This is a genomic window from Streptomyces sp. NPDC014991 (assembly GCF_043080665.1).
Classification (GTDB): domain Bacteria; phylum Actinomycetota; class Actinomycetes; order Streptomycetales; family Streptomycetaceae; genus Streptomyces.
In genome coordinates, this window is record NZ_JBIBVY010000017.1 from 31,013 (window position 1) to 49,052 (window position 18,040).

Annotated in this window: 19 protein-coding genes; 18 read left to right on the forward strand and 1 reads right to left on the reverse strand. The window is 71.3% G+C overall.

All coding sequences use genetic code 11. From position 1 onward, the window contains the following. Nucleotides 1–78 precede the first annotated feature (78 nt). The 12 genes from rplS to ACF1BE_RS24645 all read left to right on the forward strand — a co-directional run bounded on the left by rplS (nucleotide 79) and on the right by ACF1BE_RS24645 (nucleotide 9,954). The gene (gene rplS / locus ACF1BE_RS24590) at nucleotides 79–429 is read left to right on the forward strand and encodes a 50S ribosomal protein L19 (RefSeq protein ID WP_356822462.1); all 351 of its coding nucleotides are present in this window, start codon (nucleotides 79–81) and stop codon (nucleotides 427–429) included. A gap of 45 nt (nucleotides 430–474) precedes the next feature. Further along, entirely contained in the window at nucleotides 475–1,170 is a 696-nt protein-coding gene (gene lepB, locus ACF1BE_RS24595) for a signal peptidase I (protein WP_392201179.1), read from the forward strand. Next, nucleotides 1,163–2,254, forward strand: a complete 1,092-nt coding sequence (lepB, locus tag ACF1BE_RS24600) for a signal peptidase I (protein ID WP_392201180.1) — start codon at nucleotides 1,163–1,165, stop codon at nucleotides 2,252–2,254. The genes lepB (ACF1BE_RS24595) and lepB (ACF1BE_RS24600) overlap by 8 nt, the downstream gene beginning before the upstream one ends. After that, entirely contained in the window at nucleotides 2,142–3,155 is a 1,014-nt protein-coding gene (gene lepB, locus ACF1BE_RS24605; protein WP_392201181.1) for a signal peptidase I, read from the forward strand. Before lepB (ACF1BE_RS24600) ends, lepB (ACF1BE_RS24605) begins: the two co-directional genes overlap by 113 nt. Nucleotides 3,156–3,213: 58 nt before the next feature. Then, the gene (gene lepB, locus ACF1BE_RS24610) at nucleotides 3,214–3,999 is read left to right on the forward strand and encodes a signal peptidase I (RefSeq protein WP_392201182.1); all 786 of its coding nucleotides are present in this window, start codon (nucleotides 3,214–3,216) and stop codon (nucleotides 3,997–3,999) included. Then, nucleotides 3,989–4,537: an NUDIX hydrolase gene (locus ACF1BE_RS24615; protein WP_392201183.1), complete on the forward strand. Its 549-nt coding sequence runs from the start codon at nucleotides 3,989–3,991 to the stop codon at nucleotides 4,535–4,537. Before lepB (ACF1BE_RS24610) ends, ACF1BE_RS24615 begins: the two co-directional genes overlap by 11 nt. Nucleotides 4,538–4,594: 57 nt before the next feature. Further along, entirely contained in the window at nucleotides 4,595–4,903 is a 309-nt protein-coding gene (locus tag ACF1BE_RS24620) for a DUF2469 domain-containing protein (protein ID WP_003993268.1), read from the forward strand. Nucleotides 4,904–5,029: 126 nt separating this feature from the next. Further along, entirely contained in the window at nucleotides 5,030–5,392 is a 363-nt protein-coding gene (locus ACF1BE_RS24625) for a YraN family protein (RefSeq protein WP_392201184.1), read from the forward strand. After that, entirely contained in the window at nucleotides 5,393–7,018 is a 1,626-nt protein-coding gene (locus tag ACF1BE_RS24630; protein WP_392201185.1) for a YifB family Mg chelatase-like AAA ATPase, read from the forward strand. After that, complete coding sequence (dprA, locus tag ACF1BE_RS24635) at nucleotides 7,015–8,175, forward strand: DNA-processing protein DprA (RefSeq protein WP_392201186.1); 1,161 nt, start codon at nucleotides 7,015–7,017, stop codon at nucleotides 8,173–8,175. Before ACF1BE_RS24630 ends, dprA begins: the two co-directional genes overlap by 4 nt. A 313-nt stretch (nucleotides 8,176–8,488) precedes the next feature. After that, nucleotides 8,489–9,331 carry an RNA polymerase sigma factor WhiG gene (gene whiG, locus ACF1BE_RS24640; protein WP_392201187.1) on the forward strand — a complete coding sequence of 281 codons (843 nt, stop codon included), beginning with the start codon at nucleotides 8,489–8,491 and terminating at the stop codon, nucleotides 9,329–9,331. Between the two features lie 65 nt (nucleotides 9,332–9,396). Then, nucleotides 9,397–9,954, forward strand: a complete 558-nt coding sequence (locus tag ACF1BE_RS24645) for a TetR/AcrR family transcriptional regulator (RefSeq protein ID WP_392201292.1) — start codon at nucleotides 9,397–9,399, stop codon at nucleotides 9,952–9,954. 447 nt (nucleotides 9,955–10,401) lie between these two features. Here ACF1BE_RS24645 and ACF1BE_RS24650 read toward each other — a convergent pair whose 3' ends face one another. After that, complete coding sequence (locus tag ACF1BE_RS24650; protein WP_392201188.1) at nucleotides 10,402–10,995, reverse strand: murein hydrolase activator EnvC family protein; 594 nt, start codon at nucleotides 10,993–10,995, stop codon at nucleotides 10,402–10,404. Nucleotides 10,996–11,268: 273 nt separating this feature from the next. Here ACF1BE_RS24650 and rpsB point away from each other — a divergent pair, with 273 nt between their 5' ends. The 6 genes from rpsB to ACF1BE_RS24680 all read left to right on the forward strand — a co-directional run bounded on the left by rpsB (nucleotide 11,269) and on the right by ACF1BE_RS24680 (nucleotide 17,605). Then, nucleotides 11,269–12,183: a 30S ribosomal protein S2 gene (gene rpsB, locus ACF1BE_RS24655; protein WP_392201189.1), complete on the forward strand. Its 915-nt coding sequence runs from the start codon at nucleotides 11,269–11,271 to the stop codon at nucleotides 12,181–12,183. Between the two features lie 190 nt (nucleotides 12,184–12,373). Beyond that, nucleotides 12,374–13,210: a translation elongation factor Ts gene (gene tsf, locus ACF1BE_RS24660; RefSeq protein WP_392201190.1), complete on the forward strand. Its 837-nt coding sequence runs from the start codon at nucleotides 12,374–12,376 to the stop codon at nucleotides 13,208–13,210. Nucleotides 13,211–13,438: 228 nt separating this feature from the next. Next, on the forward strand, nucleotides 13,439–14,197 hold the full coding sequence (pyrH, locus tag ACF1BE_RS24665; protein WP_392201191.1) for a UMP kinase: 759 nt from the start codon (nucleotides 13,439–13,441) through the stop codon (nucleotides 14,195–14,197). Nucleotides 14,198–14,380: 183 nt separating this feature from the next. Next, nucleotides 14,381–14,938: a ribosome recycling factor gene (frr, locus tag ACF1BE_RS24670; RefSeq protein ID WP_392201192.1), complete on the forward strand. Its 558-nt coding sequence runs from the start codon at nucleotides 14,381–14,383 to the stop codon at nucleotides 14,936–14,938. Beyond that, a complete protein-coding gene (locus ACF1BE_RS24675) occupies nucleotides 14,938–16,158 on the forward strand; it encodes a phosphatidate cytidylyltransferase (RefSeq protein WP_392201193.1) in 1,221 nt (406 codons plus the stop codon). The genes frr and ACF1BE_RS24675 overlap by 1 nt, the downstream gene beginning before the upstream one ends. A gap of 208 nt (nucleotides 16,159–16,366) precedes the next feature. Next, on the forward strand, nucleotides 16,367–17,605 hold the full coding sequence (locus ACF1BE_RS24680; protein ID WP_392201194.1) for a cytochrome P450: 1,239 nt from the start codon (nucleotides 16,367–16,369) through the stop codon (nucleotides 17,603–17,605). Nucleotides 17,606–18,040: the final 435 nt, after the last annotated feature.

Genomic DNA, 18,040 nt, shown 5'->3' on the forward strand with positions numbered 1-18,040 from the left:
CGCCCGACCGCACGACAGACCTCCTGTACACCTATCTCCCGTTGATGACCTGTGGCATCAGCGAAGAAAGCAGACTCAATGTCTCACCTGCTCGACACCGTCGACGGCGCGTCGCTGCGCACCGACATCCCGGCCTTCCGCCCGGGTGACACCGTCAACGTCCACGTCCGCGTCATCGAGGGCAACCGCTCCCGTGTGCAGCAGTTCAAGGGCGTCGTGATCCGTCGCCAGGGTTCCGGTGTCCGCGAGACCTTCACGGTCCGCAAGGTCTCGTTCTCCGTCGGCGTCGAGCGCACCTTCCCGGTGCACACCCCGATCGTCGAGAAGATCGAGCTGGTCACCCGTGGTGACGTGCGCCGCGCCAAGCTGTACTACCTCCGTGAGCTGCGCGGCAAGGCCGCGAAGATCAAGGAGAAGCGCGACAAGTGAGCGCCTCCCCGGTGTCATAGCGGGGCCGGATAGCATCTGGCCCCGATGGACACCGAAGCTCAGCCGACGGAACGCGACCGCCCCTCCCACCCGGAGTCCCCGGGTACGGAGGGCCGGTCGCGTTTCGCGTTGGTGGCACGTACAGCGGACTGGGTCCCGGGCGGCCGGATGACCCTCGGCCTCTTCGTCTGCCTGGCGTTCCTGCTGCTCCTCAACGCCTTCGTGATGCAGCCGTTCCAGATCCCGAGCGGATCCATGGAGCAGGGTTTGAGGATCGGGGACCGCGTTCTCGTAAACAAGTTGGCGTACCGTTTCGGTGCCCAGCCGCGTCGCGGCGACGTGATCGTGTTCGACGGCACCGGGTATTTCGGGGACGCCGACTACGTCAAACGCGTCGTCGGAGTGGGCGGGGACCACGTGGTCTGCTGCGACCAGAAGGGAAGGCTCGAGGTGAACGGCCGGCCGGTCGACGAGACGGCGATCCTCTATCCGGGGGACGCCCCCTCCGCCGTGCCCTTCGACGTCGCCGTGCCCGTCGGGCGTCTGTTCGTCCTCGGCGACCACCGCGGCGACTCCAGTGACTCCCGCGACCATCTCGGCTCGCCCGGCGGCGGCATGATCCCCGTGGGCGACGTCATCGGCCGGGCCGACTGGATCGTGTGGCCCTACCACCACTGGACGCACCTGACCCGGCCGTCCGCCTACGCGCGCGTGTCCGCCGCGGCAGGCCCCCATGGGTAACCGCGGCAAACCGCGCGGCGTGCCCGGCACGCCCGCCGACGACCTGCTGCCCACCGGCGCCCGCCGCACCTCCGCGCCCGGCGGTGGCCGCACGCGCGCGGAACGGCGGAAACTCCAGCGCAAGGTCAAGCGCAAGCGCAGGCGTTCGACCGTCCGGGAGATCCCCCTGCTGGTCGGTGTCGCCGTCCTCATAGCGCTCGTCCTGAAGACCTTCCTCGTCCAGGCGTTCGTGATCCCCTCCGGGTCCATGGAGCAGACCATCCGGATCGGCGACCGCGTCCTGGTCGACAAGTTCACCCCGTGGTTCGGCTCCAGACCCGAGCGCGGCGACGTCGTCGTCTTCCACGACCCGGGCGGCTGGCTCCAGGACGAGCAGACCGCCAAGAAGAACGACCCCGTCGTCGTCAAGCAGCTCAAGGAAGGCCTCGCGTTCATCGGCCTGCTGCCCTCCGACAACGAGAAAGACCTGATCAAACGGGTCATCGGAGTCGGTGGGGACCACGTCAAGTGCTGTGACGCCGGGGGCCGCGTCACCGTCAACGGCGCACCCCTCACCGAGAGCGACTACCTGTACCCGGGGGACGCGCCCTCCGCCACGCCCTTCGACATCACCGTCCCCAAGGGCCGCCTGTGGGTGATGGGCGACCACCGGGGCAACTCCGCGGACTCCCGCTTCCACCAGAACACGCCCTACGGCGGCACGGTCTCCGAGAACTCGGTGGTCGGCCGGGCCATGGTCATCGGCTGGCCGCTCGGCCACTGGACGCGCCTGGAGGAACCTAAAACCTTTGCAAGTGTCACCGACTCCGTGTCGGGGACGACCGCGGCTCACCGGCCGTCGCATAGGGTTGCCCAGGACAATCCGAACGGAACGACCCGACTCCCGACCCCTGCGGAACTCCCGCTCGTTATGGGAGTGGTGGGCCTGCGGCGTATGCGGGGCAGGCGGCGGCAGAGAGTGAGGAGTTGGCGTGGGGGATGTGGCGGTTGGCGCACGGTCGGGACACGACGGCGAGGAGAACCGCGGGCGTCCCGTGGAACCGGACGCCCCCGGCCGGGACGGCGCCATGACCTCCGGGAATGAGGCGGCGACCGGCGAGCAGGGCACACCGGAGGGCGAGCGGCGCAGCGGCGCCGGCGACGCGGGCACGGCCGGTTCGGCCCGCCGGCCGGGAAAGCCGCGCTCGTTCTGGAAGGAACTCCCGCTCCTGATCGGCATCGCGCTGGTCCTGGCGCTGCTGATCAAGACCTTCCTGGTGCAGGCGTTCTCGATCCCGTCGGACTCGATGCAGAACACCCTCCAGCAGGGTGACCGCGTCCTCGTCGACAAGCTCACCCCGTGGTTCGGCTCCGAGCCCGAGCGCGGCGAGGTCGTCGTCTTCCACGATCCGGACAACTGGCTGGCGGGCGAGCCGACACCGAACCCGAACCCGGTGCAGAAGGTCCTCAGCTGGATCGGCCTGATGCCGTCGGCGGAGGAGAAGGACCTCATCAAGCGCGTGATCGGGGTCGGCGGCGACACGGTCGAGTGCAAGGGCAGCGGGCCGCTGAAGGTCAACGGCAAGGCGCTGAACGAGCCCTACGTCTACCCGGGCAACACCCCGTGCACCGTGGACGACCTGGGCGGCCAGTTCAAGGTGAAGGTCCCCAAGGGCTACATCTGGGTGATGGGCGACCACCGCCAGAACTCGCGTGACTCGCGCTACAACCAGTCCGACAAGAACCACGGCATGGTCCCCGTCGACAAGGCCGTCGGCCGCGCCATCGTCAAGGCCTGGCCGATCAACCGCTGGGGCACCCTGCCGGTCCCGGACACCTTCGACCAGCCCGGCCTGGACCGGCAGTCCTCCGCCGCCTCGTCCCTGACGGTGGCCCCGCAGGGCGCGGCCGTCGCCGCGGTGCTGCCGGTGGCCGTGTGGCGGCGCCGGCGCGCGAACCGGCCGGAGACCGGGACCACGCGGAAGTCCTCCTCCGGGCAGCGCTGACCCCGGCCGGGAAACAGGGGCTGCTCCTGTTCGGTACCGCCGGGTAGGGTGCGGGTCCATGGGTGGCGAGAGCATGACGCGTACGGCCCCGCAGCGCGGTGGCACCGGCACGGCCCGGGCCGGCGGCGGCCGGGTCGGGCAGCGGCTGTCCGGGCTGGCCGTGGCGCTGGGTGTGGTGCTGTTCCTCGGCGGCTTCGCGTGGGGGGCGGTGGCCTACCGGCCCTACACCGTGCCCACCAGCTCCATGACCCCCACCATCGACGCCGGTGACCGGGTCATGGCCCAGCGCGTCGACGGGGACGAGGTGCGACGCGGTGACGTCGTCGTCTTCGAGGACAAGAGCTGGGTCGACAACGCGAAGGTGGTCAAGCGCGTGGTCGCCGTCGGCGGCGACACCGTCTCCTGCTGCACCCACGGCAAGCTGACGGTCAACGGCAAGCAGATCGACGAGCCCTACCTGCCCGAGGGCAGCCTGGCCGAGAGCAAGGACGTTCCCGAGGTGACCGTGCCCGAGGGCCGGCTGTTCCTCCTCGGCGACGAACGCCAGGGCTCCCTGGACTCCACCGCCCACCTCACGGACACGGCCCGGGGCACCGTCTCCCGCGACGCCGTCTCGGCCCGCGTGGACGCCGTCGTCTGGCCCTGGAGGGGCACGCTCGCGCGACCCACCGGTTTCGAAGCGCTCGGCGCCCTCTCCCCGCCCGGCCCCCTGCGCACGATCGAGCTGCTGATCGCCGCCGGCGCCGTCCTGATCCTCGGCGGTGGCGCCTACGGCCCGATAGCGGGTCGTCTGGGCCGCTCCCGCGCCCGCACCGCCCACCCGGGGACGACCGGTGCCGGCTGAGAGCACACGGCCGGCCGGGGGCCCGTACGGCGGCGAGGAGCCGTCCGAGGGCGGGCGTGGTCTGCGCAAGGTGGCCCGGGTGGTGCTGCTCGATCCACGGGACCGCGTCCTGCTGCTGCACGGCCACGAGCCGGACGACCCGGCGGACGACTGGTGGTTCACGCCCGGCGGCGGCCTGGAGGGCGCCGAGACACGCGAGGAGGCCGCACTGCGGGAACTCGCCGAGGAGACCGGCATCACCGAGGTCGACCTCGGGCCCGTCCTCTGGCGGCGCCGCTGCTCGTTCCCGTTCGCGGGCCGCCGCTGGGACCAGGACGAGTGGTACTACCTGGCCCGTACCGCCCGGACGGCCGTCGCGGCGACCGGGTTGACGGAGCTGGAACGGCGCACTGTCGCCGGAGCGCGCTGGTGGACGTGCCAGGAACTGACCCGGGCACATGAGACGGTGTATCCGACCAGACTCGCCGAGCTGCTGCGCACGCTGCTCGTCGAAGGTCCCCCGGCCAGCCCCGTGACCCTCGACACGGAAATCGTCTGAGGGAATGCCGGACTGGCGCACAATGGGTGGGATCGCACGGCTGAAGGGGAACATGCCATGAGCGCCGAGGACCTCGAGAAGTACGAGACCGAGATGGAGCTGAAGCTCTACCGGGAGTACCGAGATGTCGTCGGTCTGTTCAAATACGTGATCGAGACCGAGCGGCGCTTCTATCTCACGAACGACTACGAGATGCAGGTGCACTCGGTCCAGGGCGAAGTGTTTTTCGAAGTGAGCATGGCCGACGCCTGGGTCTGGGACATGTACCGACCGGCGCGCTTCGTCAAGCAGGTTCGCGTCCTGACGTTCAAGGACGTGAACATCGAAGAGCTGAACAAGAGCGATCTGGAACTCCCGAGCGGCTGATGACCTGGGGTTTCCCTGGTCGCCGCCCGTTCGGGTGACGAAGTTCTCCACAACCGCCCATCCATCCACCAAGATCAACACTTGGGGGCGGGACGCGTGACGGTTGGCGCCGGAGGTGGTGCCGACATGAACGCACGAGAAGCGATCGGCAAGTACGGCGAGGACCTGGCCGCCCGGCTGCTCGCCGAGACCGGCATGACGATCCTGGAGCGCAACTGGCGCTGCGGACGGTCCGGCGAGATCGACATCGTGGCGCGGGACGGCGACGCGCTGGTCGTCTGCGAGGTGAAGACCCGCAGGGGCGGTGGCTACGAGCATCCGATGGCCGCCGTCACCCCCGAGAAGGCCGCCAGACTGCGCCGGCTCGCCGAACACTGGATCCAGGCCCACGGCGGGGCCCCGCCGGGCGGCGTCCGCATCGACCTGGTCGGCGTGGTGCTGCCCCGCCGGGGCGCCCCGTCCGTCGAGCACGCGCGGGGGGTGGCCTGAATGGCGTTCGCCCGCACGTGCTCGGTGGCCCTGGTCGGCGTCGAGGGCGTGGTCGTCGAGGTCCAGGCCGACCTCGAACCCGGCGTCGCCGCGTTCACCCTGGTAGGCCTCCCGGACAAGAGCCTGACGGAAAGCCGGGACCGGGTCCGGGCGGCGGTGGTGAACTCGGGGGGCGAGTGGCCGCAGAAGAAGCTCACCGTCGGACTCAGTCCGGCCTCGGTGCCCAAGGCCGGCTCCGGCTTCGACCTCGCCGTCGCGTGCGCGGTGCTCGGTGCCGCCGAGCGCATCGATCCCCGGGTACTCGCCGACATCGTCATGATCGGAGAGCTGGGCCTGGACGGCCGGGTCCGGCCGGTACGGGGCATCCTGCCCGCCGTGCTGGCCGCGGCCGACGCCGGGTACGAGCAGGTGGTCGTACCCGAGTGCGCCGCTGCCGAGGCCTCGCTCGTCCCCGGTGTGTCCGTGCTCGGCGTGCGCAGCCTGCGGCAGCTCATCGCGGTCCTGGCCGACGAACCGGTCCCCGACGAGGCACCGGAGGATCACGGCCGCCCCGACCCGCTCCTGGCGGGACTGCGGGTACCGGGCACGGGGGCCGCCACCGGCATGCACGGCAACGGCGCCGCGCAGCACGACCAGGACCACGACCTGGCGGACGTCGTGGGGCAGATCTCCGCACGCACCGCCGTGGAGGTGGCCGCCGCCGGAGGTCACCACCTGTTCCTGGAGGGACCGCCCGGCGCGGGCAAGACCATGCTCGCCGAACGCCTGCCCGCCGTCCTTCCCCGGCTCAGCCGGCAGGAGTCGCTGGAGGTGACGGCGGTGCACTCGGTCGCGGGACTGCTGCCACCGGGCAAGCCGCTCATCGCTGTCGCGCCCTACTGCGCGCCCCACCACTCGGCCACGATGCAGTCACTCGTCGGCGGCGGACCGGGCTTCGCGCGCCCGGGAGCGGTTTCCCTCGCCCATCGGGGCGTCTTGTTCCTGGACGAGGCGCCCGAGTTCCGCAGCCAGACCCTGGACGCGCTGCGCCAGCCACTGGAGTCGGGGCACGTGGTCATCGCGCGCAGCGCCGGCGTGGTCCGGTTCCCGGCCAGATTCCTCATGGTGCTGGCGGCCAACCCCTGTCCCTGCGGGCGGTTCTCGCTGCGCGACTCGCTGTGCGAGTGCCTCCCGTCGGTGATCCGCCGCTACCAGTCCCGGCTGTCCGGACCGCTCCTGGACAGGGTGGATCTGCGCGTCGAGGTCGATCCGGTCACCCGGGCCCAGCTCACCGAGCCCGGCGCCCGGGGCGAGTCCACGGCGACCGTGGCACACCGGGTACGGCAGGCCCGGGAGCGGGCCGCGGCCCGCTTCGCCGGCACCCCGTGGCAGACCAACGGCGAGGTGCCCGGCCGGGAACTGCGCAGCCGGTACCAGGCCGTCTCCGGAGCGATGGACGAGGCCGAACGCAGCCTGGAACGGGGCGTGCTCACCGCCCGTGGCATCGACCGGGTCCTGCGCGTCGCCTGGACGGTGGCCGACCTGGTCGGCCACGACCGGCCGGACGCGACCGACGTCGCCCTGGCCCTGCAGCTGCGCACCGGCGTCCCCCGAGGGGTCCCGATGGCGATCGGAACCCTGACATGACCGCGGCCGGCAACCCCGGCGGCGAGCGGCTCGGTCGGGTTCTTCTCGGGCGGGTGGTCGAGCCGGGGGACGAGGTCGGTGGGCGGTGGGTGCGGGAGTTCGGGGTGGGGGAGGTGGTGCGGCGGCTGCGCTGCGGTGGAAAGCCGTTGCCGGGAGTGAGCGGAACCCGGTGGGCGGGACTCCTCGCCCGGGCGGAGCGGGCCCGGCCGGAGCGGGACCTCGGCCTGGCACGGGCCGCGGGAGCAAGGTTCCTGTGCCCGGGGGACGCCGAGTGGCCGCGGCAGCTCGACGACCTCGGGGACGCCCGGCCGGTCGGGCTGTGGGTGCGGGGCCGGCCGAACCTGCGGATGTGGGCGCTGCGGTCCGTCGCCGTGGTGGGGGCCCGCGCGTGCACCGAATACGGCACCCATGTGGCGGCCACCCTCGCCTCGGACCTCGCCGAGCGCGGCTGGGTCGTGGTGTCGGGCGGCGCGTACGGCATCGACGGCGCCGCCCATCGCGGTGCCCTCGCCGCCCGCGGCGCCACCGTCGCCGTCCTGGCCTGCGGCGTCGACCGGCCCTACCCGCGCGGCCACACCGCGTTGCTCGACCGGATCGCGGAACAGGGGTTACTGGTGGGCGAGTTGCCGCCCGGGGACCATCCGACCCCCAGCCGGTTCATCCTGCGCAACCGGGTGATCGCCGCTCTGACCAGGGGCACCGTCGTCGTGGAGGCCGCCCCCCGCAGCGGCTCGCTGGCCACCGCGCGGGCCGCGCAGCGCCTCGGCCGGTTCACCATGGGCGTGCCCGGCCCGGTCACCAGCGCCCTCTCCGCCGGCGTGCACGAGCTGCTGCGCGACGAGGCCACCCTGGTCACCGACGCCGCGGACGTCGTGGAACTCGTGGGCGACATGGGTGACCTGGCGCCGGCCCGGCGGGGCCCGGTCCTGCCGCGCGACCTGCTGGAGCCGGCTGCCCGGAGCGTCCTCGCCGCCCTGCCCGGAAACCGCGCCGCCCCCGCCGGGGAGATCGCGCTCGGCGCCGGTACGACACCGGATGAGGCGATCGCGAGACTGTACGAACTCCGAGCACTTGGATACGTCGAACGACACGGCGATGGCTGGAAGTTGACACGCCAGGCGATGAGCTCCGTCCGGGATGGTCACCGTCCCTGCTGACCGAGCGTGTTCGGCCGTCCGGGGGAACCCCCGACGCCTTTGGAGTTTCCCGGAGTTGGCCCCTGCGGCCGGCCACGCACAGCGAGCCGCGGACCATGGTCACCCGCCTCGCGGGAGCGCCCCGCGCACGGGTGGTGCCTCACTGTTCGCACACCGCGACTCCTCAGTCACGCTACGCTCACGAAGGACGTGGCGCAGGCCGCGCCAACCCGGCACCAGACCGACACCTCACCCAGTCAGCCCACTTCGTCCCACCTACTCGCACCTCGCAGTAAGTCACGGCACTTCACGGCAGAACGGCACAAGGCGACGAATGCCCCAGCACACCTCCGGGTCCGACCGGGCGGCGATCCCCTCAGCCGCCCGCGACGGTGGCAACGTGCGGCCGCCCGCTCCCTCGACGCTCGACGAGCTGTGGCGGTCGTACAAGGCGACGGGGGACGACCGGCTGCGGGAGCAGCTGATCCTGCACTACTCGCCGCTCGTGAAGTACGTCGCGGGCCGGGTCAGTGTCGGCCTGCCGCCCAACGTGGAGCAGGCCGACTTCGTCTCCTCCGGCGTCTTCGGGCTGATCGACGCGATCGAGAAGTTCGACATCGACCGGGAGATCAAGTTCGAGACGTACGCGATCACCCGGATCCGTGGCGCGATGATCGACGAACTGCGGGCGCTGGACTGGATCCCCCGCTCGGTACGGCAGAAGGCCCGCAACGTCGAGCGCGCCTACGCCGCCCTGGAGGCGCGGCTGCGGCGGACGCCGACGGAGATCGAGGTCGCCGCCGAGCTGGGAATGGAGGTCGAGGAACTCCACGCCGTGTTCAGCCAGTTGTCGCTGGCCAACGTGGTCGCCCTGGAGGAGCTGCTGCACGTCGGCGGCGAGGGCGGGGACCGGCTCAGCCTCATGGACACGCTGGAGGACACTGCCGCCGACAATCCGGTGGAGGTGGCCGAGGACCGGGAGCTGCGGCGGTTCCTCGCGCGGGCCATCAACACGCTGCCGGAGCGGGAGAAGACCGTGGTCACGCTGTACTACTACGAGGGGCTGACCCTCGCCGAGATCGGCAACGTGCTCGGCGTCACCGAGAGCCGGGTCAGCCAGATCCACACCAAGTCGGTGCTCCAGCTGCGGGCGAAGCTGGCGAGCTTCGGGCGCTGAGCCGCTCCCGTTCGCCCGGGCGCGTCCGTAAAGTGGTCGGCGTGCCAAGGATTCGAGCGGCCTCCGTGGCCGAGCACCGGTCGATGCAGCGAGCCGCCCTGCTGGACGCGGCCCGGACCCTGCTGTCCGAGGGCGGGACGGAGGCGTTGACCTTTCCCGCGCTGGCCGAACGGACCGGGCTCGCGCGGTCGTCGGTGTACGAGTACTTCCGGTCCCGGGCGGCCGTGGTGGAGGAGCTGTGCGAGGCCGACTTCCCGGTATGGGCGGCGGAGGTCGCGGCGGCGATGGAGTGCGCCGAGTCGCCCGAGGGCAAGGTCGAGGCCTATGTCCGCCGGCAGCTCGCCCTGGTCGGCGACCGGCGGCACCGGGCGGTCGTGGCCATCTCCGCCAGTGAGCTGGACGCCGGGGCCCGGGAGAAGATCCGCGCGGCCCACGGTGGGCTGGTCGCGATGATCGTCGAGGTGCTGGGGGAGCTGGGGCACGGACAGCCCCGGCTGGCGGCGATGCTGCTGCAGGGAGTCGTGGACGCGGCGGTCCGGCGGATCGAGCTGGGTGCGGCGGAGGACCCCTCCGTGGTGACGGACGCCGCGGTGACCATGGCCCTGCGCGGCGTCCTAGGCTGACCCGCCCCCGCCGCCGGTGGGCCTGGACGGTCGCCGGTCCCGTGGGCAACGGCTGTACCCGACGCCGGAGGCGGCGGCGCCCGGGGGCTCCGCGGGCATCGGCGGCCCACTTCCCCGGGCGGCGATCTCCGCCGGCTCCGTGGGCGTCGGCTGCCCCAGGCCCCACAGGCCGTGACGACCCTGGTCCCGCAGGCCGTGAAACCCCGACCCCGCTGTCAGTGACGGCCCCGGTGCCACAGCCCGTGACCACCCGACCCCCCAGACAGCGACGGCCCGGTCGCGCAGGCAGTGACGGCCCCAGTGCCACAGGCAGTGACGGCCGCGGTCCCGTAGGCAGTGGCGGCCCTGATCCCGCAGACAGTGGAACCCGACCCTGCAGGCCTTGACGACCCCGCTCCCGCAGGCAGCGGCAATCACCCCGGTTCCCCGGCCCCCGTCCGTCGCCCGTCACACGGGCAGTGGTACGCCCAGGACCGGCAGCAGTCTCGACGGGCCTCTGCGCAGCAGCCACGGGGGCAGCAGGGACAGAGGGTCCACATAGGTCCCGCCTCTCAGCGCGCCCCAGTGCACGCATGCCGTCCGCGCGCAGTGCGAGCCCGTCGGCTCCACCGTCCCGACCACCCCGCCCGCCTCCACCTCGTCCCCCTTCCGCACCGAAGGACGCACCGGCTCGTACGTGATCCTCAAATCCGTTCCCGTCAGCTCCACCGACACCACGCCCCGCCCGGCCACCCGGCCCGCGAAGGACACCCGCCCCGGGGCCACCGCGCGTACCGGGGCGCCGGCCGGCGCGGCCAGATCCACTCCACGGTGCCCGGGGCCGTACACCGTGGCCGGCGGTTTCCAGCCGCGTACCACCGTCGGCCGTACACCCACCGGCCAGGTGCGGCCCACGGCCGGGACCGGGGTCCGGGGCGCCGGAGCCGGCGCGGGCGGCGGAGCCGGTGGGTCGCCCGCCCACGCCGGCACGGACAGCGCGGCCGTCACCGACCCGCACAGCAGAACCGCCCACAGCGCCACGCATCGCATCACTCGTCGCATGCGAGAACCGTGCCGCGTCCGCCGCGGTCCCCGCCGGGCCCTGTGGACCACTCCCCGGTTGTGGACAGCGGCGTCACCCGGTGGCCCGCCGGTCCCGTACACTTCTCATGGCGATCCGGGTCACCGGGTCGACTTCGCACGCCCCGGCACGGCACCCGTCAAGGGTTCGTACCAAGCGCCTCTCGGTCCTTCGCGGCAAGGCGCATCGCGGGCGTCAGGCGCGACCGCCGTCCGGCGGACGCGGCACAACCGAGAACACCAAGGAGAACGGCCATGGCCGTCGTCACGATGCGGGAGCTGCTGGAAAGCGGCGTCCACTTCGGTCACCAGACCCGTCGCTGGAACCCGAAGATGAAGCGCTTCATCTTCACCGAGCGCAACGGCATCTACATCATCGACCTGCTCCAGTCGCTGTCGTACATCGACCGCGCCTACGAGTTCGTCAAGGAGACCGTCGCCCACGGCGGCACGGTCATGTTCGTCGGCACGAAGAAGCAGGCGCAGGAGGCCATCGCCGAGCAGGCGACCCGCGTCGGCATGCCCTACGTCAACCAGCGCTGGCTGGGCGGCATGCTCACCAACTTCTCGACCGTCTACAAGCGTCTTCAGCGCCTGAAGGAACTTGAGCAGATCGACTTCGAGGACGTCGCGGCCTCCGGTCTGACCAAGAAGGAGCTGCTGGTCCTCTCGCGCGAGAAGGCCAAGCTGGAGAAGACCCTCGGTGGTATCCGCGAGATGTCCAAGGTGCCCAGCGCCGTCTGGATCGTGGACACCAAGAAGGAGCACATCGCCGTCGGTGAGGCCCGGAAGCTGAACATTCCGGTCGTCGCGATCCTCGACACCAACTGCGACCCCGACGAGGTCGACTACAAGATCCCGGGCAACGACGACGCGATCCGTTCCGTCACCCTGCTCACCCGTGTGATCGCCGACGCCGTCGCCGAGGGCCTCATCTCCCGTTCCGGCGTCGCCACCGGTGACAAGGGCGAGAAGGCCGCGGGCGAGCCGCTCGCCGAGTGGGAGCGCGACCTGCTCGAGGGTGAGAAGAAGGACGAGGCTCCGGCCGCGGAGGCCGCCCCGGCCGCCGAGGCCGAGGCTCCGGCCGCCGAGTCCGCCGAAGCAGCTCCGGCTGCCGAGGCCGAGGCTCCGGCCGAGGACGAGAAGGCCGCCGAGGGCGAGCAGGCCTGACGCCGGTCCGTCAGCGTTCGACAGCGGGGGCGGTACTGCATCCCATAGCGCCTCCGGCGCGATGAAGTCCGCCTCCGCTGTTCACCCGTAGGTCGGCACCATGTACGCGGCCCGCGTTCACCTGTGGATGTGGATCGCAGACCGTGCGGATCTGAAGATCTTCCAGACTTCGAGAAAGACTCACAGACTCATGGCGAACTACACCGCCGCCGACGTCAAGAAGCTCCGTGAGCTGACCGGCGCCGGCATGATGGACTGCAAGAAGGCACTGGACGAGGCCGAGGGCAGCGTCGACAAGGCCGTCGAGGCGCTCCGCATCAAGGGCCAGAAGGGCGTCGCCAAGCGCGAGGGCCGCTCCGCCGAGAACGGCGCCGTGGTCTCCATCATCGCCGGCGACAACTCCTCCGGCGTCCTGGTCGAGCTGAAGTGCGAGACGGACTTCGTCGCCAAGGGCGAGAAGTTCCAGGCCGTGGCCAACGCCATCGCCGAGCACGTCGCCAAGACGAACCCGGCCGACCTCGAGGCGCTGCTCGCCTCCGAGATCGAGGCCGGCAAGACCGTCCAGGCGTTCGTGGACGAGGCCAACGCCAACCTCGGCGAGAAGATCGTCCTGGACCGCTTCGCGCAGTTCGCCGACGGCTACGTCACCGCTTACATGCACCGCACCATGCCCGACCTGCCCCCGCAGATCGGTGTCCTGGTCGAGTTCGACAAGCCGAACGCCGAGGTCGCCAAGGGCGTCGCCCAGCACATCGCCGCCTTCGCGCCGAAGTACCTCTCCAAGGACGAGATCCCGGCCGAGGTCGTCGAGTCCGAGCGCCGCATCGCCGAGGAGACCACCCGCGCCGAGGGCAAGCCCGAGGCCGCGATCGCCAAGATCGTCGAGGGTCGTCTGAACGGCTTCTTCAAGGACGCCACGCTGCTCGGCCAGCCGTACGCGCTCGACAACAAGAAGTCGGTCCAGAAGGTACTGGACGAGGCCGGTGTCACCCTGAAGCGCTTCTCGCGCATCAAGGTCGGCATCTGAGTCCGGACCGCGAGCGACACCCGGCCCGCGGGGGAATCCCCGGGGAGAATCCCGGAGAGATCCCGATAGGGTCGACCGCAGTCGTCCGCGCACACCGCCACACCCCGGCGTGAGGCGGACGGCAGCAGATCTGACGAGGAGGCCATTGCCGCGCATGGGAGCGAAAAGCACCCCCATCGGCAATGGCCTTCTTCGTATGTGCACCACGTGAAAGAGGCGGGATCCCCCATGACCACCAAGGCCCAGAAGAGCGACGACGGCAAAGTACACGGCCGGTTTCTGCTGAAGCTGTCCGGAGAGGCCTTCTCCGGTGGCGGGGGCCTGGGCGTCGACCCCGACGTGGTGCACAAGATCGCCCGCGAGATCGCCGCCGTCGTGCGCGACGGCGCGCAGGTCGCGGTCGTCATCGGCGGCGGCAACTTCTTCCGCGGCGCCGAACTCCAGCAGCGCGGCATGGACCGTGCCCGCTCCGACTACATGGGCATGCTCGGCACCGTGATGAACTGCCTCGCCCTCCAGGACTTCCTGGAGAAGGAGGGCATCCAGTCCCGCGTGCAGACCGCCATCACCATGGGGCAGGTCGCCGAGCCGTACATCCCGCTGCGTGCCGTGCGCCACCTGGAGAAGGGCCGCGTGGTCATCTTCGGCGCCGGCATGGGCATGCCGTACTTCTCGACCGACACCACCGCCGCCCAGCGCGCCCTGGAGATCGACGCCGAGGCGCTGCTCATGGGCAAGAACGGCGTGGACGGGGTCTACGACTCCGACCCCAAGACCAACCCCGACGCCGTCAAGTTCGACGCCCTCGGCTACGGCGAGGTCATCACCCGGGACCTCAAGGTCGCGGACGCCACCGCCATCACCCTGTGCCGCGACAACAAGCTGCCGATCCTCGTCTTCGAGCTTCTCGCCGAGGGCAATATCGCCCGCGCCGTCAAGGGTGAGAAGATCGGCACGCTGGTGGGCGAGCAGGATAACCGGGACTGACCGGCACACCCCGTCGCCCGGGGCGTGCCACCTGTCCGGGGGACGGACGGGACGCACCCCGGCCGGGGGATGGACAATGTCCTGCCGGTCGGGAACCGTGCAGGAAGAAGACGCGACGCAGCCGGCCGCCGCCTCGACGAGGAACCGCAGCCGGGCCTTACTCAAGACACGCAGGAGCAAGTGGTGATCGAAGAGACCCTCCTCGAGGCCGAGGAGAAGATGGAGAAGGCCGTCGTGGTCGCCAAGGAGGACTTCGCCGCGATCCGCACCGGCCGAGCGCACCCGGCGATGTTCAACAAGATCGTGGCCGACTACTACGGGGCCCCGACGCCGATCAACCAGCTGGCCTCGTTCTCGGTGCCGGAGCCGCGCATGGCGGTCGTGACGCCGTTCGACAAGAGCGCGCTGCGCAACATCGAGCAGGCCATCCGCGACTCGGACCTGGGCGTCAACCCCAGCAACGACGGCAACATCATCCGTGTGGTGTTCCCCGAGCTGACCGAGGAACGGCGCCGCGAGTACATCAAGGTCGCCAAGAGCAAGGGTGAGGACGCGAAGGTCTCCATCCGCTCCGTGCGCCGCAAGGCCAAGGACGCCATCGACAAGTTCGTCAAGGACGGCGAGATCGGTGAGGACGAGGGCCGCCGTGCGGAGAAGGAACTCGACGACCTGACGGCCAAGTACGTCGCCCAGGTGGACGAGCTCCTCAAGCACAAGGAAGCGGAGCTGCTCGAAGTCTGATGAACGACTCTTCCTGGGGGGCGCCGCCGTCGGCGGGACAGGCCGGGTACTGGGGGCCCGCCGTCGGCGGGTCCGCCCAGCCTGCCCCGGGGGCCGTCCCGGCGGGTCCCGCGTACGATGCGCCTGAGGCGCAGCAGACTCGCCCCATGCCCATCGTGCCCGACGTACCCGCGTACGGCGGGGACCAGGACGACGACCGGGGGGCCGCTCGGCTGAGCGGCCCCCTGTTCCAGAGCGAGCCGTTCCAGAGCGAGTCGTTCCCCGGCGAGGCCCTCCCGGACGACAGATTCCGGAACGAAACCTTCCAGAACGAGACGTTCCAGACCGGGGGACTCCCGGCCGAGACCCAGGACCCGGAGCCCATGCCCGACGCCCCGCAGCCCCCGCCGCCGGCGCCGCAGAAGAAGAGCGCGGGCCGTGACCTGAGCGCGGCCATAGGGGTCGGTGTCGGGCTCGGTGTGGTGATCATCGCCTCGCTGTTCATCGTCAAGGCCGTGTTCATCGGCGTCATAGCGGTCGCCGTCGTCGTCGGTCTGTGGGAACTGACGAGCAGACTCCAGGAACGCAAGGACATCAAGGCGCCGCTCGTGCCGCTGGCGGTCGGCGGCGCGGCGATGGTCGTCGCCGGATACGTGCGCGGTGCCGAGGGCGCGTGGGTCGCCATGGCCCTGACCGCCCTGGCCGTGCTGGTCTGGCGCATGACGGAACCACCAGAGGGCTACCTCAGGGACGTCACGGCCGGCGTGTTCGCGGCGTTCTACGTGCCCTTCCTGGCCACGTTCGTCGCGATGATGCTCACCGCCGACGACGGACCCTGGCGCGTCCTGACCTTCCTGCTGCTGACGGTCGTCAGCGACACCGGCGCCTACGCGGTCGGCTGGCGCTTCGGCAAGAACCGGCTCGCCCCGCGCATCAGTCCCGGCAAGACCCGTGAGGGCCTGCTGGGCGCCGTGCTGTTCGCGATGGTCGCGGGCGCGCTGTGCATGCATTTCCTGATCGACGACGGAGCCTGGTGGCAGGGCCTGCTGCTGGGCCTCGCGGTCGCGGCCAGCGCCACGCTGGGCGATCTCGGCGAGTCGATGATCAAGCGGGATCTGGGCATCAAGGACATGGGCACCCTGCTCCCCGGGCACGGCGGCATCATGGACCGTCTGGACTCCCTGCTGCCCACGGCTCCGGTGGTGTGGCTGCTGATGGTGGTCTTCGTCGGCGGCGGCTGAGACGGCCGAGCCGGGCATCGTACGACTTCCGGGTCCCCGTCCGGACACAGGACGGGGGCCCGTCGGCACGTCTTGGACGTGACCGGTCCGGAGGAGGGCCGCACCCGGATGCCGCAGCACGAGTCGGCGGGTGGGCCCCGCGCGCGGCAGACTCCCTCGCAGGACGGCGTTTTCCCGCCGCCCGGCCACGCAGCAGGGAGTGTGTCCGATGCCCCTCGACCCAGCCCCCGTCCCGTCCCCCGCCCCCTCTCCGCCGCGGGTGAGGTTCTGGCCCGTCGACGACCTGCCCGCACTCGACCCCGACCCGTTCCTGGACGAGATGCTGCGCGACGAGCCGGTCACCCGGATCAGGCTGCCGTACGGGGAGGGCCACGCCTGGCTGGTCACCCGGTACGAGGACATCCGTTTCGTCACCTCCGACCCGCGTTTCTCCCGGGAACAGGTCGTCGGCCGCGATGTCACCAGCATGCGCCCGGCGCCGGTGGCCTCGCAGACGGCGGGCCTGCAGTACATCGACCCGCCCCGGCACACCCGGCTGCGCCGGGTGGTCGCCCGCGCGTTCACCGGCAGGAGCATGCAGCGGCTGCGCCCACTGGCCGAGCGCCGGGCCGCCGAACTGCTCGACGGGATGGAAGGCGCCGGCGCGCCGGCCGACCTCATGGAACACCTGCACGGCCCCTTCCCGATCGCCGTGATCCGCGACTTCCTCGGCGTGGACGAGAAGGACTGGCACCGCTGGGCGGAGACGGGCGAGGCCCTGCTGTCCGCGGGCGCCGAGTCCGAGAAGCGCGCCGGACAGGTGGCCCGGGCCAACCGCGCCCGCATCGCCGAACTGCTCCGGCACCGCCGTGCCGAGCCCCGGGAGGACCTCGCCGGGGTACTGGCCCAGGCCGTCGCGGCGGGCGAGATCACCGACGACGAGGCGATCTCCCTCGCCACCGCCGTGCAGGTCAGCGGCGGCCACGCCGTCCGCAACAACAGCGGCTCGATGATGTACGCGCTGCTCACCCACCCCGGCCACATGGACCGGCTGCGCCGCGAGCCCGAGCTGCTGCCCCGGGCCGTGGACGAGCTGTTCCGCTACGTCCCGCACCGCAACGGCGTCGGCATCCCCCGGGTCGCCGTCGAGGACGTCACCGTCGGCGGCCGGCTGATCCGGGCCGGTGAGGTCGTCTACAACGCGTACGTCGCCGCCAACCGCGACCCGGAGGTCTTCCCCGACCCCGACGTCCTGGACTTCGACCGCGAGAACCGGGCCCACCTGGCCTTCGGTCACGGCCCGCACCACTGCCTGGCGGCCGTCATGGCCCGTATGGAGGCGGAGGTGGCGATCGGCACGGTCCTCACCCGCTTCCCCGGCATCCGGCTGGCAGTGCCCCCGGAGGAGGTCGAGTTCCAGCGCCAGGGCCTGATCCGGGGCCCGAGAACCCTGCCCGTGACCTGGTAAGGGGAGGGAGGAACAGGGCTTCGTGACCGTCGCCGCACCTCACAGGTACGGCCGGCGCTCACCCGGACGGTGACGACGCCCGCCCTCGTCGACGATGAGCGCCGCCCGGGGGAACCTCCAGCCGTTCCGGCGCAGCTTGTGGAGGAGGATCACACGCATGCATCCCATGCTGCCGGGCTGAGGCGTTCGGCTTCCCGGGTCCCGGCGTCGGGCAGCCTCGTTCCCTCTGTGAGCGCCGTGGCGCGCGATGAGGCCGGGGAGGTCCTGCTGATGCACGAGACCGGCAACGACCTGCTCGGTATGGTCCCGCCATGAACTGGACCGACCCGTCGACGGAAGCGGCCAAGGGCCGAGTCCTCTATGGCTGGACCCCGACGATCTGCGAAAGCTGTCCAGCCACTGCTGCTGCCCTGGGGACGCGTCGGATGAGGAGAA